Raw genomic sequence first — 14,630 nt, 5'->3', positions numbered from 1 at the left:
GTCCGCCCCGCCTCTCAGGCGCCTCACCGGTCGTCGAGCCACACGTCCGTCTGGCGGGCGGCACTGGTCCTGGCCGGCGACTGAGGCGTGGCCCGGGTCTCCGTCACGGTGAAGTCGGCGACCACGTGCCGGTTGTGGAGGAGGAAGCCGATCACGCCCGCCAGGGCCTCGACGCTGTCGTGGGCACGGGCGTGACCGGTCAGGAGGTAGACCAGCGGCGTGGACGGCTGGTCGAGGGCGAAACGGCGGCCATGGTGGTGAACGTCCTGCAAGGTCCTGATGGGGATCGGCTGCTCGGTGGTGAACCAGGCGGCGACCTCCCAGAACGGCAGAGCCGGGTCCGGGGCGACCGATCTCTCGTAGCAGGCCACGCAGCCTCGGCGGGCGTCCTGCCCGTGGGGGCACGCCCAGGAGGCGGCGTCGTGCGGCATGCTGCGCTCAGACATGAGCCGACCGTACCTTCCCGGCTCCCATGTGTGGTCCTCGCAGATCAAATGCTCGGCTGGTCCTTACCCGGTCACGCCGGCCGGGGGCCGTCGCCCGCCGGGGTCACCGGCCACTGAGAACGGCCCAGCCGTGGGCGGGGACGAGGGCCGGGTCGCCGGAGGGCGGCGTGGCCTCCGACGTCACCTCGACGGTGAGCCCGCCGGTCTCCAGCGGGAACGGGTGGGGCCGGTCGTCGACGTTGAGCAGGGTGACGATCCTGCGGCCCGGGGCCTCGGCGCAGGTCGAGGTCAGCGCGACCGCCCGGTTGGTCAGATGCTCCGCGGTGGTGCGGGCCCGGACCAGCCACGGATGGCGGCGGCGCAGGCCGATCAGGCGCCGGTGCAGGTGGTAGACGGGCCATCCCGAGGCGGCGAGGGCGCCGGGACGGTCGGGGAAGGCCGGGCGGACCGCGTCGTCCCCACCGGCCCGCTCCTCCTTGACGCCCCGGAACGCCTGCTCGTCGCCGTAGTAGACGCTGGGCACGCCGCCCACGGTGAACAGCACGGCCAGCGCGTGACCCAGGTGCCGGACGTCGGTGAGACGGCTGGCCAGCCTGGTCACGTCGTGGTTGCCGACGAAGGTCAGCGGTGGCGGCACGGCGTCGAGCAGGCCGTCGTGCCGGTCCAGGGCCCAGGCGAGCTCGAAGAAGTTGCCGTCGTTGAGCGAGCTCCAGATCGCCTTCCACAGCTCGTACTGGGTGACCGAGTCGAGGCCGCTCGCCCGGACGTATCCGGCGTAGTCGCCGTGGATCACCTCCCCGACGAACCACGCGTCGGGGTGGAGCGGCCGCACCTGTTCCAGGGCTCCGCGCCAGAAGCCGGGCGGCACCGCGTAGGCCGCGTCGAGACGCCAGCCCGACGCGCCCCGGTCCAGCCAGTGGTTCATGACCCGCACGACGTGGTCGAGCACCTCGGGCTCCTCGTGGTTGAGGGCCACGAGGTGGTGATGCCCCTCGAAGGTCGCGTAGTCCGGCTCGCCGCCGTTCTCGGCCGGCCGCCGGAACCAGCGCGCGGCACGCGGATCGGGGTCGGCGGCCGTCGCCCGCGCGAACACCGGGAACCCCCGGCCCACGTGGTTGAAGACTCCGTCCAGGACGATCCGGAGCCCCCGCCCGCGCGCCGCCGCGACGAGATGGTCGAAATCCTCGTCGTCACCGAGCCGCGGATCGATCCGGAAGTGGTCGACGGTGTCGTAGCCGTGGGTCTCCGCCGCGAATATCGGTCCCAGCTGCAGCCCCGAGCAGCCCAGCTCCACGGCGTAGTCGAGCCAGGGGTCGAGCTGCCGCAGGCGGTGCCGGACCGGCGCCCCCGGCGGCGGGGCCGAGCCCTCCGCGCCGGTGAACCCGAGCGGGTAAACCTGCCACAGGACCGCGTGGTCCACCCATGACGCCATGAACGCCCCCTCACCCCCGGCTTCCCGGACCGGTACGGCCCGTATGTGTCCCGGCTACCCTCGCTCCGGCCGTCATGCCTCATCGGCCGGGTGACATCCGCCTGGCCGGACGGCTCCGGGCGGTGGGGAAACTTCGAACACTGCCAGCGATGAGTGAATTTTTCGGACAGGCCACTGTCGGATCTGCTAGGAATTTGCCCGACCGAAATTCACGTCAGAGAGGGTCATTGTGGGGCAGGACGGCATCCAAGGGCCATATGACGAGGATCCCCGTGAGCGGACCGGCCCCATGGGGCCGGTCACGCCACAGCACGGACCTGACCGCCCGGATGGCGACGTGCTGTCGGACGGATGGGATCCGGAGGTCGCCCAGGAGCCGGGCCGGGACGACGGACACGCGTCCCGGGAGACCCCCGAGGCCGCGGGGGCCGGAGCCGAGGAGGACCGGCCCGCCTCGCACGAGATCCGCGACGAGGAGGACCGGCACGCCGCCTACGATCTCCATGATCAGGAGGACTGGGACTCCTCGCGTGAGACCCGCGACGGCGCGGGGCAGACCCGCGGCTTCCTGGGGTCGGGCTGGAGGGGAGACGCGGAGCCCGACGACGGGCCCCGGCGCCGGAGCAGGATGCTGCTGACGGTCGTCGCGGGCGTCGTGGCGCTGGGGCTCGTCGGAGGCTGGGCGATCTCCTCCACCGTGGGGTCCGCACCCGACGCCTCGTGCCCGGCGGGTGCCCGGTGCGCGAGGGCCGAACCACCGCGGCCGGAGACGCCGGCCGCCGAGCCCACCGAGTCCACCGGACCGGAGGAGACGGCGCGGCCGTCGACTGAGGAGAGCGAGACTCCCGAGCCGGAGGTCTCCCGCGCCCCGGTGCCCCGCACGCAGCCGCCCCGGCCGACGCCGACGCGCAGCCGCCCGCCGGTGCGGCCGAGTCCCGACCCCACCCGGGAGCGCGAGAGGGACGGCTCCCACAAGGTGGATTCCCGGCCGCAGCACTCCTCCGGACCCGAGACCGGCCCGCCGGCGGAGCCCGCTCCGACGCGGAGCGCCCCGACGGAGAGCTCGGCGCCGAGCGAGACGCCCCCCAGTGAGAGCCCGAGCCAGGACAGCGGCGGCGGCGGCCTGCTCGACTGGCTGTTCTGACCGGCTGTCCTCGCCGGCTGGTCGCGGGCGGTCAGGCCAGCGGCCAGGGGTGGGCGATGGCGCCCAGCCGGTTCCACGCGTTGATCACAGTGATCGTCCAGATGAGCTCGGCCAGTTCTGTCTCGGTGAACTGGGCCGCCGCCCGCCCGTACACCTCGTCGGAGACCGGGGCGTCGGTGAGCCGGGTGCCCGCCTCGGTCAGCTCCAGCGCCGCGCGCTCCCGGTCGGTGAAGAACGGCGTCTCCCGCCAGACGGGGAGGGCGAACAGCCGCTGCTCGCTCTCCCCGCCCTTGCGCGCGTCCCGGGAGTGCATGTCGACGCAGTAGGCGCAGCCGTTGAGCTGCGAGGCGCGGGCCCTGACCAGCTCGAGCAGGTCAGGCTCCAGCTCCGTCTCCCTGGAGGCCGCGTCCAGCGCGTTCATCGCCCGGTTGACATGGGGGGCGAGCTTGTCCACCGCCAGTCGGACGGTGGGAGGGTTCGTCGTAGTCATGCCCTCGACATTAGAGATCGACTGGACCGGTAATAAGATCCAAATCTATGTCGGAATTTTGGGCCACTTTCGGTGTCGACCTGTATCTGGAACTCGACACCGCGACCGGCCGCCGGGTCGGTCTGGAGCACGCCCTGCGCGACGCCGTCCGCGCCGGGCGGCTCGCGCCGCAGGCCCGGATGCCCTCGACCCGCAAGCTGGCCACCCAGCTCGGCCTGTCACGCGGCACGGTGAGCGCCGCCTACGATCAGCTGATCGCCGAGGGCTACCTGACCGCCCGCCGGGGATCCGGCACCATGGTCGCCGATCTCACCGGACGGCCCGCGCCGGAGCCGCCGCCGCGGCCCGGCGCCGCCGTCCCCCGGCACGACCTGCGGCCGGGCAGTCCCGACGTGGGCATGTTCCCCGCCGCCGCCTGGGCGCGGTCCATCCGGCGCGCGCTCGCCGCGACGCCGGCCGGGGCCTTCGACTACGGCGACCCGCGCGGCCGGTCCGAGCTCCGCGCCGCGCTGGCCGAATATCTGGGGCGGACCCGCGGCGTGCTCGCGACCCCCGGGCAGATCGTGATCACTTCCGGCTACGTCCAGGCGCTGGCCCTGCTGGCCGGGGTGCTCGGCGACGCCGGGGCCGACGCGGTGGCCATGGAGGACCCGGGCCTGGGCTTTCACCGGGAGGTGGTCCGGCGGGCCGGTCCGGCCGTCGTCGCGCTCCCGGTCGACCGGCGTGGGGCCCACCCCGGCCTGATGGGTGAGCACGGGAAGGTGGGGGCGCTCGTGGTGACCCCGGCCCACCAGTATCCGACCGGCGTCACCCTGCACCCGGCCCGCCGCCACACCCTCACCGAGTGGGCGCGCGCCCGCGACGGCCTGATCGTCGAGGACGACTACGACGGCGAGTTCCGCTACGACCGCCAGCCCGTCGGCGCGCTCCAGGGCATGGCGCCCGACCACGTCGTCTACGTGGGCAGCGCGTCCAAGACCCTCGGTCCCGCCCTGCGTCTGGGCTGGATGGTGTTGCCGCACCGCCTCGTCGAGGCGGTGGTGGACGCCAAGCTGCACCTCGACCATCACACCGAGGTGGTCGGGCAGCTGGCCCTCGCCGACCTGATCACCACTCATGTCTACGACCGGCACATCCGCGCCTGCCGCCTGCACTACCGGCGCCGCCGCGACCTCCTGCTGGACCGGCTCGGACCCGTGTCCGGCCTGGCCGTCCACGGGATCGCGGCGGGGCTCCACGCGATGGTCAACCTGCCTGCCGGCGGGCCCGGCGAGCAGGAGGTGCTCGACCGCGCCTCGGAGCGGGGTCTGGCCCTGGGGAGCCTGGGCGGCCACTGGCACCGGGCCGGCGACCACCCGCAGGCGGTCATCGTCGGGTACGGCACGCCGCGCGAGCACGCCTATCCGGCCGCACTCGACGCCCTCGCGCACGTCCTGTCCCAGGTCGGCGCGGGCTAGCCGTCCAGCAGCCGTCCAGCAGTCGTCCGGGCCCGCCCGGGTCCGGGGCAGCCGTCCAGGCCCGCTCCGGTCCAGGGCCGGCGTTTCAGGCCCGTCCGGGTCCGGGGCCGTCCGGCGGCTCCCGCGCGGCCGGCGGGCTTGACCTGGAGTGCGCTCCACGTCCCAGACTTCCGTCCGAGGCCCGGAGACAGAGGGCCGGACCAGAGGGGACAGCATGAAATACCGCACCATCGGCACTGACCCGGAGACCCGCCGCGAGGTGAGCGTGCTCGCCCTCGGAGCGATGCTCTTCGGCTCGGTGACCGACGAGAAGACCTCCTTCGCCATCCTGGACCGCTACGTCGAGGCGGGCGGGACGTTCATCGACACCTCCGACAACTACGCCTTCTGGGTCGACGGCGGCCAGGGCGGGCAGAGCGAGGCGCTGCTCGGGCGGTGGCGGCGCAGCCGCGGCGTCGGAGACGAGATCGTCATCGCCACCAAGCTGGGAGCGCGGCCGCTCGCGGCCGGCACCGGCTACATCGACAATCCGGAGGGGCTGTCGGCGAAGGCGATCCGGGAGTCCGCCGAGCGCAGCCGGGAACTGCTCGGGGTGGACAGGATCGACCTGCTCTACGCGCACATCGAGGACCGGACGGTCCCGCTCGGCGAGACCGTCGAGGGCTTCGCCGGACTGGTGGCGGAGGGGGCGGTCGGGCTGCTCGGGGTGAGCAACCACGCGATCTGGCGGGTGGAGCGGGCCCGCGCCCTCGCCGCGGCGGCCGGGCTGCCCGGCTACGAGGTCCTGCAGTACCAGCACAGCCACCTGCGCCCCCGCTTCGACATGCCCGAACCGCTCTTCGAGGACGGCAGCCTCGGCCATGCCGGGGCCGAGCTGCACAGCTACCTGCGGGCCGAGCCCGGCCTGACCCTGGTCGCCTACTCGCCGCTGCTCGGCGGCGCCTACGTCCGGGAGGACAAGCCGCTGCCGCCGGACTACGACCACCCGGGCACGCCCGCCCGGCTGGCGGTGCTGCGCGAGGTCGCCGAGGAGACCGGGGCGAGCGCGAACCAGGTGGTGCTGGCCTGGCAGATCGGCGGCCGGCTGCCGGTGATCCCGCTGGCAGGGGCGTCCTCGGTGGCGCAGTTGGAGGAGAACCTGGCCGCGGTGGACCTGGAGCTGACCCAGGAGCAGCGGGCCCGGCTGGACGCGGCGCACTAGGTGTACCGCCCGGGCGGGCCGCCGCCCGCACGCGCGGGCCGGCGGCGGCTCATCCGACGTGCAGCGCCTCCAGCATCTGCGACAGGGCGGCCCTGGTGTCGGCCAGGTCTGCGGGGTCGGCCGACCCCGCCAGCCACAGGGCCGCCTCGTTCATCGCGCCCGACAGCAGGCGGGTCAGCGGCGCGACCGGCTGCGGGGCGATCGTCCCCTCCTCGATCAGGGTGGTGAGCGCTTCGGCCAGATGGCGGGCCGAAGCGGCCTCGTCCAGCGCGCGCCATTCGTTCCAGCCCAGTACGGCGGGGCCGTCGACGAGCATGATCCGCTGGACCTCCGGGTCGGTGCTGGCGGTGAGGAACGCCTGACATCCGGCGGTGAACTGCGTCCATGGATCGTCGTGGGCCTCGGCGGCCGCGGCCACCGCCCGGGCGACCTGCTGCTGCACCTCTTCCAGGACGGCGCGGAACAGGGCGGCTTTGCCGTCGAAGTGGTGGTAGAGCGCGCCCTTGGTGACCCCGGCGGCGCGGACGATCTCCGACAGGCCCACCGCGCCGTAGCCCAGGGCCGCGAACAGGCGTCTGCTCTCGCGTATGAGGGCCCGCCTGGTCTGCTCCCGCTGCTGTGCCCTGCCGCCGTCCGTCATCGCGTCCCCGTCCGTTGACATACCGATGGTACGCCAATACATTACCTTCACATACCGACGGTATGTGAAGGAGTTCGTATGACGCTGACCAGCTTCTATCCGGTCATCTGCACCTCACTGCTCCAGGAGTCCCGCGACTTCTACACCGGGCTGCTGGGGTTCGAGCCGACGTTCGAGGCCGACTGGTACGTGAGCCTGCGGCGGCCGGGAGCGCTGCCGTACGAGCTCGCCCTGCTCGACCACGGCCACCCGACGCTGCCCGAGGCCTATCGCGCCCCCGTGCGGGGGCTGCTGCTCAACTTCGAGGTGGAGGACGTGGACGCGGAGTGGGAGCGGCTCGTCGTGCGCGGGGGGCTCCGGGCCGAACTGGAGCTGCGCGACGAGGACTTCGGGCAGCGGCACTTCATCGTGGCCGACCCCAACGGGGTCCTGATCGATGTGATCACCCCCATCGCGCCCACCACGGCGTACGCCGACCAGTACGTCGAACCGTGAGGTCGGTCGAACCGTGACGTCGCCGGCCTGGGCGACTTCCGGCGGGGCGTTGGCCGTCCCCGGTCCCGTTGACACAATCATGGGACCGGGTGGGGACGTGCCGCGCCACGCCGCGCCGGGCCCGTCCACACCGAGCCGCCGCCCGCGATCGGAGCCACGTGATGCGCGTCAACGTCAACGACATCGACCTTGAGGTCCAGATCAGCGGGGAGGGTCCCGCCGTGCTGCTGGTGCACGGCTACCCCGACACCCACGCCTGCTGGCGGCACCAGGTGGCCGCGCTGAACGCCGCCGGATACCGGACGATCGCCCCCGACCTGCGCGGCTTCGGCGCCTCCGGCAAACCCGCCGACCTCAAGAGCTACGAGCTCGGCCAGTACGTCGCCGACCTGTCCGGAGTCCTCGACCAGGTCGGCGTCGAGCGGGTGCACCTGGTCGGGCACGACTGGGGGTCGACGCTCGCGCAGCTCCTGGCCATCACCGCACCCGACCGGGTGGCCGGCCTCGCCTGCCTGTCGGTCGGCCACCCCGCCGCCTTCCGGGCCGCGGGCTGGGAGCAGCGGGAGAAGTCCTGGTACATGCTGCTGTTCCAGTTCCCCGACATCGCCGAGCGGTGGCTCGCTCAGGACGACTTCGGGAACCTCCGCGAGATGCTGACCGAGCACCCCGACGCCGAGGAGGTCGTCGAGCGCATGCGCGACCCCCGGGCGCTCAGCAGCGGCCTGGCGATCTACCGCGCCGGGATCCCGCCCGAGACCCTGGTCACCTGGCCGTACGACCTGCCCGCCATACAGGTGCCCACCATGGGCGTCTGGAGCACCCGCGACCGGTTCCTCACCGAGCGGGCGATGACCGGTACGGCGGAGCACGTCGCCGGGCCCTGGCGCTACGAACGCCTCGACGGAGCCGGCCACTGGATGCAGTTGGAGGCGCCGGAGAAGGTCAACGAGCTGCTGCTCGACTTCCTGGCCGGTGCGGACGGCTGAGCCCGCCTGTCCGATGCGGGCGGGCGGGTGGGCCTGCCTGTGCTGAGCCCGCCTGTCCGGTTCAGCGCCACCCCGCCCCGAAGACCTTCTCGGTCACCGCCGAGAACAGGCCGGTGACATCGGCGACGAAGGCCGCCCTGGACACCCCGAGGCGGCGCAGGGCGGGGCCGTGATCCCAGACGACGACGGCGCAGGCGCCCAGCAGGAGCACCCACCAGCCGCAGCGCACGGCCGTCCGGAGCGCCCGGGGTGTGGACCGGAACGACTCCCGCAGCCGGTCACAGTGGAACGGCACGTGCCGTTGCTCGTCGGCGAGGATCCGGCCCGCCACGTCCGAGGTGAGCCGGTCCCCGCTCCCGTCGCGCAGAGCCCGGTAGTACCGGAGGGCGACCACCTCCGCGACCATCAGCACCATCAGCTCAAGCCGGAGCCCCAGCGTCCGGCGCAGCCGTACGAAGACCGTGTCACTCCAGTGCGCGGTGATGGTCCGCGCGCCTCCGGCGGCGAGCAGCAGCGCCAGCAGCCGCGCGTGGTTCCGCTCCTCCGCGACGAACAGCCGCACCGCCTCCGCGTAGGCCCCGTCGCCCGTGCCGGCGGCCTTGGCCATCAGGTTCGCGCCGTCGCCGTCCTCGCCGACCTGGAAGCGCTGCAAACTGCGCAGCACCGGACGGTCCAGCCGCGCCCCGCGCTCCCAGGCCGGATCGCCCCGTAGCCCGCGGCGCTCGGCTTCGACCTCGAAGTCCCGTACCCATCCGCCGAAGTCGTGCATATCTGCCATAAGCCGCAATCTACGGCGGACGTATGCAGATATGACTGGCCTTTCTGTGGAGATTCGGTGGGGATATCCGTGGAGATTCAGCGGAGATCCCTGTGGAGATCCGGTGAGACCGGACCGTCCTGTCCCGGGCCGCGTCTTCTGGAGCGGTTACTCCCGGAGCCGCTGGGCGCGGCCGTTCCCGGGGCGGTCGTGGCGGCGGAGCCCGCGGACCGCACGGTCAGGTCCGGCGGCGCCGCCGGTGAACGGCGCTCTGCCACGCCGGCGGAACGACGGATTGTCGCGATGCCCGCATCGCGTCAATCCATCATGTGCTTTCCTGGTGGCGATAATGCCATTGGCGATCAGGTGAACGGGCGCGAATTACCTGCAATGCGACAAAAAAGTAAATATCATGCTTTCATATCCTACAGTCACGGCGGAGACGCCTTTGTCGCCGAGGAATTGCAGAACAGGCTTCAGCGATTCGCGCGGCCCTGGTGGAGACCGAGATCGCTCAGGATCTTCCGCGACAGGACGGATCTCGCCGCCGGCGGCAGCGCCTGGCCTGAGATCGAGAGGGCGCTGGCCCGGTCGGAGTGGTTCCTGCTCGTCGCCTCGCCCGCGTCGGCGGCGTCGCCGTGGGTGCGCAGGGAGATCCAGTGGTGGATGTCGCGCAAGCCCGGCGGGGCGGGCAGGTTCCTGATCGCCCTGACGGCGGGTGACATCGTCTGGGAGGGCGACGATTTCGACTGGCGTGCGACCACCGCACTGCCCAGGCGAGAACTCGCCGGAGCCTTCGCCCAAGAACCGATATGGGCCGACCTCCGGCGGGAGAGGGGCCTGCGGGGCGCCGCGGCGGGTGGTGACCCCGGACCGGGAGCGGACGGTCCGGAGCCGCTGGGAGACCTCGTCGTCGCGGACCTCGCCGCGCCGATCCGCGCACGTCCCAAGGACACGATGGTGGGACTGCACGTCCGTTACCGGCGCCGGCTGCGCCAGACGGTCGGCGGCGTCATCGCCGTCCTCACCGCCCTGCTGGTAGGCCTCTCCTACGCGGTCGTCGTCGCCTTCCAGCAGCGCGACGTCGCGACCAGCAGGGAGAAGGTGAGCAACTCCCGTCAGCTGGCCGCCACGGCGGACTCCCTGCTCGGCACCCACGCCGACGTGGCGCAGCTGCTGTCGGTGGCCGCCTACCGGCTGGATGACAACCCGCAGACGCGGGCGGCGCTGTTCAGAGCCGTCACGGCCAGCCCCTACCTGGTGAGGTATCTCCACGCCCCCGAGGACATCTCGGTCGTCAGAGCCTCGGGGGACGGTGAGTCCGTCGTCGCCGGCACCCGGGGCGGTGACCTTCTGCGCTGGAACGTCGCGACACTGGAGCGGACACACCTCACCCGCATGGCCAGACCGATAGTCGACGTGTCGGTCGGCTCCGGCGGACAGGCGGTGGCCGCCACCGACGGCGTATCCATCGCGTACTGGGACGCGCGGGAAGGCGCTCAGGAACTCCCCGGCGGGCCGCAGATGAGGGCGACCGCCGTCGGCCTCTCCCCTTCCGGGAGATTCGTCGCCCTCTCCGAGCCTCCGGGGGAGCCGTATGACAAGCCGGCCCGGCTCGCCGTGTTCGACCGGAGCGACGGGGAATGGCGCTCGTTCCGCCCGCGCGACCTCCCCGAAGGGGCCGCCGAAATAGTGTTCCCGTCGGAGTCGTCGGCGATTTTCTTCGGCTCGGACGGGGCGCTGGAGGAGTGGGAGGTGCACCCCCTCAGGAACAGGACGGCTTCAACGGGTTTCTTCCCCATGTACGACCCGGCCAGCGCGATATCGCCCACCGGCCGCAGGTTGGGCATGGCCAACGGGAGAACGCCCGCATCGGTGTGGGACAGGGCGGAGCGGTCCTACGACCATGAGAAACCCGACTTCGTCACGCCCATCCGGAACGGCCGGCCGACCGCGATGGCGATCAGCGGTGACGGGCGCCGGGTGGCCGTGGCCAGCGCGGGCACTGTCTACGTGTCCGATGTGGCCGCCACGAAGAACGGACAGCCGAGGGAACTGACCGGCAACAGCTCCGTCAACGAGCGTGGCGTGGTGTTCCTCGGCGCCGGGGGCGACCGCCTGGCCTCGGCCTCCGGGCGCACACTGACGCTGTGGGATCTCCGGCAGGCGTCACGGATCAGCACGCGCATCAGGATGAAGGTCCCCTGGGGGTGCATGGCCTGCCCCGGCCCGCGCGTCGAGGTACGTCCCGACGGACGGCAGTTCGTCATCGACCGGGGCGGGGCGAAGCTCCACCATGCCGACGGGTCACCCGCGCAGGACTTCCCGGTGAAAGGCCAGGTCCCTCTCTCGTGGTCTCCGCACGGACACCTGATCCTCACCGTCGACGACGGGGCCGGCGACAGCTACCGGATCTGGGACAGGCACAACCGCCCTCTCGGCTCCTGGAAGGACCCGGCCGCCCTGTCGATCACCTGGTCGCGGGACAGCCGCCGGGTCATCATCGCCCACCCGTCCGGCGACATCACGGTCAGGGACGTCGCCGACGGCGCTGTCGTCAGGGAGTCCCGCGTGCTGCCCGTGAGCGACCCCGACGACGTGACGAGCGTCGTCGTCAACCCCGGGGCCATGACGGCCGGATTCTTCGAAACCCGCTGGGAGCACGACGGACAGGTGTGGGTCGTCGACCTGGCGTCCGGACGGCGGCGTGCCGTCCGGGGCGGTCCGGCGGAGGCGATCGGCTTCTCCGGGCACCACTTCCTCGTGCAGCGGGAGAACGGGCGGCTCGACGTGTTCGACGAGCGGGGGGAGCGCCGCATCCGGTCGATCGAGGGCGAGGGGGACCTCGTGGAAGAGATGGTCACCGCTCCCCGGTCCACTCTCATCGCCAGGCCGCGCAGGGACGGCACCGTTCTGCTCGTCGACATCGCCGACGGCTCCACGCTCGGCGCGTTCGACCTGCCCAGCAAGTCGCCGACCACCCGGACGGGGATGGCTCTCACCCCTGACGGCGCCTCCCTCATCACCGTGACCGAGGACGACATCACCGGCCAGGAGATCGGCGAGGCCCAGGTGTGGGACCTGTCCACCAGCAGGTGGCTGACGACGGCATGCGCCACGGCGGGCCGCGACCTCACGGCGGCGGAATGGAGGCAGTACGTGGGCACACCGGCGCCGGCGACCTCCCCCTGCGACAGCTCGTCACCCCCTCCGACCTCCCCCCGCGGCTGAACCCACGCCGGCCGCGGCTGAACCCGCACCGGCCCGGCGCCGCGGATCACGGCGGCCGGACCGATGTCCCGGGGGACCACGATGCCGGCCCCGGCGAGCAGGGCACGCCGATGCTCCACGCCCGCCCTCTTGGCCTTGCGGGCCGGCCGACGGGCTCTCGCCTATCGTGGTCATGGCGTCGCGTGCCTGTCCGGCGCGGCACCCGCACGCCGAGCACACGCCCCTTCACCACGGCGAGAGAGACCAGCTCATGATCTTCATTACCGTCAAGTTCACCGTCCGTCCCGAGCGGAGCGAGGAATGGCTCTCGCTCGTCGACGACTTCACCCGGGCCACCCGGCAGGAGCCGGGCAACGTCTTCTTCGAATGGTCCAGGAGCGTCGAGACGCCCAACCAGTTCGTCCTACTCGAGGCGTTCGCCTCATCCGCGGCGGGCGAGGCCCACGTGGGCTCCGAACACTTCAAGACCGCCATGGCGTGGATGCCCGAAGTGATCGCGGAGACACCGGAGATCATCAACGTCGAGGTGCCCGGCGAGGGCTGGTCGCGGATGGCGGAGCTGTCGCCGGCCTGACCTGCCGCTGTACGGCCCGGCGGCACCGGCCGGGGAGCGCCCGGTCCGCCGGCGGGCGTCCCGCTCCCCGGCCGCCGGAGGAGCGGTGCCGGGTCGCGAGGTCAGGGGCCGGTGAGGCGGCGGTCGCCGCGGGTGGTGACCACGAAGACCTGCCAGTTGTAGTAGGCGTAGTAGTTCCTGACGTCCCGCTTGATCTGGCGGGCGTGCAGCAGCACCGCGTCGACGTACGCCTGGGAGTGGTTGTAGGCGTACAGCGCGCGCCGGTAGTCGCGCGGCGCCCCCGAGGCGTGCAGGTAGTTGGCCGCGGCGAGCAGGGCGTCGCGGGTGTCCTGGATGTCACCGCCCATCCCGTAGGCGTCCCACGTTCCCGGCATGAACTGCATGGGGCCCTTGGCGCCCGTGTGGCTCGGCGACCGCACCCGGCCGAACTTGGTCTCGACGAACATCACCGCCGCCAGCACCTCCCACTCGACGCCGAAGCGGCGCGCGGCGTGCCGGAAGTGGCCGAGCAGGACATCGGCGGGCTCGGGCGGCTGGACGCGGAATTTCGCCGGCTTGCTGATGGGCCGGACGAGGGAGAGCAGGTTCCGGGCGGCCGTCACGTTGTCCTTCGCCTGCCCGGCCAGGGCCTTCGGCAGCCTGGCGTAGGTGCGGGAGGCGACCTGTGGGTTGCGGGCCAGGTAGCGGTAGATGCGCTGCTGGTGCAGGGCCAGCAGCACCACCGGCTCAGGGGGGTCTCCCTTGGCGGGGTCGCCGTCGCGGACCCAGCCGTCGACGGCGCGTCGCAGCTCCGCGACGGTGCCGGTCAGGGAACGGGCCAGCCGTGACGGGTCGGTGGGGATCGCCGCGTCCGGAGCGGGCAGGGCGGACGCCTGACCCGCGGGCGTCTGGGGTGCGGGCGTCTGGGGCGCGGACTCCTCCGCCTTCGCCGGCGGCGTCGCCGGACGCTCCGCAGCGGGCCGGGCCGCCGTCCGGCCCGGAGCGGCCGGTGAGGCGGCGCCCTGCGCGCCGGCGCAGCCGGAGACCGCGAGGGCCAGGGCGACGAGCGAGGCGGCCATCGGCCTCCCGCGCGACCGGCCCGCGCGCATGTCCGGTGGCCCGCCACCCGAGGCGTCCGGCCGCGCGAGCGCCGCCCGCCCGTCCGGCCGACGGCCACGCTCCTGCCCTGAGACTCCCGCGTGCTGATCGTTCACCGGCCCCAACGTACCCGAGCGACGACCTCCCAGGCCGTTTTCCCGGGTGACACGGCTTTCCGGGTGACACGTTTCCCGGATGACACGGCGGTGGGGGACGGCCCGCCGTACCGGCGCCGGAACCCGGTTCGGGAACACATGCGCCATCCTGGACGGAAGGATCAGACCCACACCCCCTCTGCCCCAGGAGTCGCCGATGTCAGCCCGTCGGATCGTCCCCAACATCCAGTCGGAAGCCATGGAGGAGAGCTCGGAGTTCTACGGCCTGCTCGGCCTGGAAGAGGTCATGAACCACGGCTGGATCATGACCCTCGCCTCTCCATCCACGCCGGCGGCCCAGGTCAGCTTCATGATCAGCGACAGGACCGCATCCGTCACCCCGGACGTGAGCATCGAGGTGGACGATGTGGACGCGGCTTACGCGGTCATGCGTGAGCGCGGCGCCGAGATCGTGCACCCACTGCGGGACGAGGAGTGGGGAGTCCGCCGGTTCTTCGTCCGCGACCCCAACGGCCGCGTGGTCAACGTTCTGGGGCATCGATGACCCCGGGGATCCGGCAGCGGTGTCGGCCGATGCGGGGCCC

14 protein-coding genes are annotated in these 14,630 nt (G+C 72.5%); 8 read left to right on the top strand and 6 right to left on the bottom strand.

Annotated features, from left to right (window positions below; genetic code table 11):
- Window positions 1-23 precede the first annotated feature (23 nt).
- Window positions 24-446: a hypothetical protein gene (locus ACZ6R6_RS17940; RefSeq protein WP_470094612.1), complete on the bottom strand. Its 423-nt coding sequence runs from the start codon at window positions 444-446 to the stop codon at window positions 24-26.
- Between the two features lie 103 nt (window positions 447-549).
- A complete protein-coding gene (locus ACZ6R6_RS17935) occupies window positions 550-1,878 on the bottom strand; it encodes an alpha-amylase family protein (RefSeq protein ID WP_470094611.1) in 1,329 nt (442 codons plus the stop codon).
- Between the two features lie 337 nt (window positions 1,879-2,215).
- Here ACZ6R6_RS17935 and ACZ6R6_RS17930 point away from each other — a divergent pair, with 337 nt between their 5' ends.
- Complete coding sequence (locus ACZ6R6_RS17930; RefSeq protein ID WP_470094609.1) at window positions 2,216-3,022, top strand: hypothetical protein; 807 nt, start codon at window positions 2,216-2,218, stop codon at window positions 3,020-3,022.
- 31 nt (window positions 3,023-3,053) lie between these two features.
- Here ACZ6R6_RS17930 and ACZ6R6_RS17925 read toward each other — a convergent pair whose 3' ends face one another.
- Complete coding sequence (locus tag ACZ6R6_RS17925) at window positions 3,054-3,512, bottom strand: carboxymuconolactone decarboxylase family protein (protein WP_470094607.1); 459 nt, start codon at window positions 3,510-3,512, stop codon at window positions 3,054-3,056.
- A 47-nt stretch (window positions 3,513-3,559) separates the two neighbouring features.
- On the opposite strand from ACZ6R6_RS17925, the gene pdxR reads away from it, so the two are divergent.
- Both pdxR and ACZ6R6_RS17915 read left to right on the top strand, forming a co-directional pair.
- Complete coding sequence (pdxR, locus tag ACZ6R6_RS17920; RefSeq protein ID WP_470094605.1) at window positions 3,560-4,969, top strand: MocR-like pyridoxine biosynthesis transcription factor PdxR; 1,410 nt, start codon at window positions 3,560-3,562, stop codon at window positions 4,967-4,969.
- 214 nt (window positions 4,970-5,183) lie between these two features.
- Entirely contained in the window at window positions 5,184-6,170 is a 987-nt protein-coding gene (locus ACZ6R6_RS17915) for an aldo/keto reductase (RefSeq protein ID WP_470094603.1), read from the top strand.
- A 49-nt stretch (window positions 6,171-6,219) separates the two neighbouring features.
- Here the strand turns inward: ACZ6R6_RS17915 and ACZ6R6_RS17910 are convergent, their stop codons facing one another.
- Window positions 6,220-6,831, bottom strand: a complete 612-nt coding sequence (locus ACZ6R6_RS17910) for a TetR/AcrR family transcriptional regulator (RefSeq protein WP_470094601.1) — start codon at window positions 6,829-6,831, stop codon at window positions 6,220-6,222.
- A gap of 57 nt (window positions 6,832-6,888) precedes the next feature.
- Here ACZ6R6_RS17910 and ACZ6R6_RS17905 point away from each other — a divergent pair, with 57 nt between their 5' ends.
- Both ACZ6R6_RS17905 and ACZ6R6_RS17900 read left to right on the top strand, forming a co-directional pair.
- Window positions 6,889-7,305, top strand: coding sequence for a VOC family protein (locus tag ACZ6R6_RS17905; protein WP_306863348.1), 417 nt, complete (start codon window positions 6,889-6,891; stop codon window positions 7,303-7,305).
- Between the two features lie 161 nt (window positions 7,306-7,466).
- Entirely contained in the window at window positions 7,467-8,291 is an 825-nt protein-coding gene (locus tag ACZ6R6_RS17900) for an alpha/beta fold hydrolase (protein ID WP_470094599.1), read from the top strand.
- A 61-nt stretch (window positions 8,292-8,352) separates the two neighbouring features.
- On the opposite strand, the gene ACZ6R6_RS17895 is transcribed toward ACZ6R6_RS17900, so the two are convergent.
- Entirely contained in the window at window positions 8,353-9,069 is a 717-nt protein-coding gene (locus ACZ6R6_RS17895) for a ferritin-like domain-containing protein (protein WP_470094597.1), read from the bottom strand.
- Between the two features lie 282 nt (window positions 9,070-9,351).
- On the opposite strand from ACZ6R6_RS17895, the gene ACZ6R6_RS17890 reads away from it, so the two are divergent.
- Window positions 9,352-12,279, top strand: a complete 2,928-nt coding sequence (locus ACZ6R6_RS17890; RefSeq protein WP_470094595.1) for a toll/interleukin-1 receptor domain-containing protein — start codon at window positions 9,352-9,354, stop codon at window positions 12,277-12,279.
- A 250-nt stretch (window positions 12,280-12,529) separates the two neighbouring features.
- Window positions 12,530-12,853, top strand: coding sequence for a putative quinol monooxygenase (locus ACZ6R6_RS17885; RefSeq protein ID WP_306863358.1), 324 nt, complete (start codon window positions 12,530-12,532; stop codon window positions 12,851-12,853).
- A gap of 101 nt (window positions 12,854-12,954) precedes the next feature.
- On the opposite strand, the gene ACZ6R6_RS17880 is transcribed toward ACZ6R6_RS17885, so the two are convergent.
- On the bottom strand, window positions 12,955-14,046 hold the full coding sequence (locus ACZ6R6_RS17880) for a lytic transglycosylase domain-containing protein (RefSeq protein ID WP_470094593.1): 1,092 nt from the start codon (window positions 14,044-14,046) through the stop codon (window positions 12,955-12,957).
- A gap of 196 nt (window positions 14,047-14,242) precedes the next feature.
- On the opposite strand from ACZ6R6_RS17880, the gene ACZ6R6_RS17875 reads away from it, so the two are divergent.
- Complete coding sequence (locus ACZ6R6_RS17875) at window positions 14,243-14,590, top strand: VOC family protein (RefSeq protein ID WP_470094591.1); 348 nt, start codon at window positions 14,243-14,245, stop codon at window positions 14,588-14,590.
- Window positions 14,591-14,630: the final 40 nt, after the last annotated feature.

It is taken from the genome of Streptosporangium sp. NPDC048886, from assembly GCF_055586905.1.
The sequence above is the reverse complement of the archived record's forward strand: the minus strand, read 5'-3'. Positions and strand labels throughout refer to the sequence as shown.

What these genes read in the sequence shown, in the direction of transcription:
- ACZ6R6_RS17895 (WP_470094597.1), bottom strand. Translation starts at nt 9,069, where the DNA reads ATGGCAGATATGCACGACTTCGGCGGATGGGTACGGGACTTCGAGGTC.
- pdxR (WP_470094605.1), top strand. Translation starts at nt 3,560, where the DNA reads ATGTCGGAATTTTGGGCCACTTTCGGTGTCGACCTGTATCTGGAACTC.
- ACZ6R6_RS17885 (WP_306863358.1), top strand. Translation starts at nt 12,530, where the DNA reads ATGATCTTCATTACCGTCAAGTTCACCGTCCGTCCCGAGCGGAGCGAG.
- ACZ6R6_RS17940 (WP_470094612.1), bottom strand. Translation starts at nt 446, where the DNA reads ATGTCTGAGCGCAGCATGCCGCACGACGCCGCCTCCTGGGCGTGCCCC.
- ACZ6R6_RS17915 (WP_470094603.1), top strand. Translation starts at nt 5,184, where the DNA reads ATGAAATACCGCACCATCGGCACTGACCCGGAGACCCGCCGCGAGGTG.
- ACZ6R6_RS17900 (WP_470094599.1), top strand. Translation starts at nt 7,467, where the DNA reads ATGCGCGTCAACGTCAACGACATCGACCTTGAGGTCCAGATCAGCGGG.
- ACZ6R6_RS17925 (WP_470094607.1), bottom strand. Translation starts at nt 3,512, where the DNA reads ATGACTACGACGAACCCTCCCACCGTCCGACTGGCGGTGGACAAGCTC.
- ACZ6R6_RS17910 (WP_470094601.1), bottom strand. Translation starts at nt 6,831, where the DNA reads ATGTCAACGGACGGGGACGCGATGACGGACGGCGGCAGGGCACAGCAG.
- ACZ6R6_RS17890 (WP_470094595.1), top strand. Translation starts at nt 9,352, where the DNA reads ATGCCCGCATCGCGTCAATCCATCATGTGCTTTCCTGGTGGCGATAAT.
- ACZ6R6_RS17935 (WP_470094611.1), bottom strand. Translation starts at nt 1,878, where the DNA reads ATGGCGTCATGGGTGGACCACGCGGTCCTGTGGCAGGTTTACCCGCTC.
- ACZ6R6_RS17875 (WP_470094591.1), top strand. Translation starts at nt 14,243, where the DNA reads ATGTCAGCCCGTCGGATCGTCCCCAACATCCAGTCGGAAGCCATGGAG.
- ACZ6R6_RS17905 (WP_306863348.1), top strand. Translation starts at nt 6,889, where the DNA reads ATGACGCTGACCAGCTTCTATCCGGTCATCTGCACCTCACTGCTCCAG.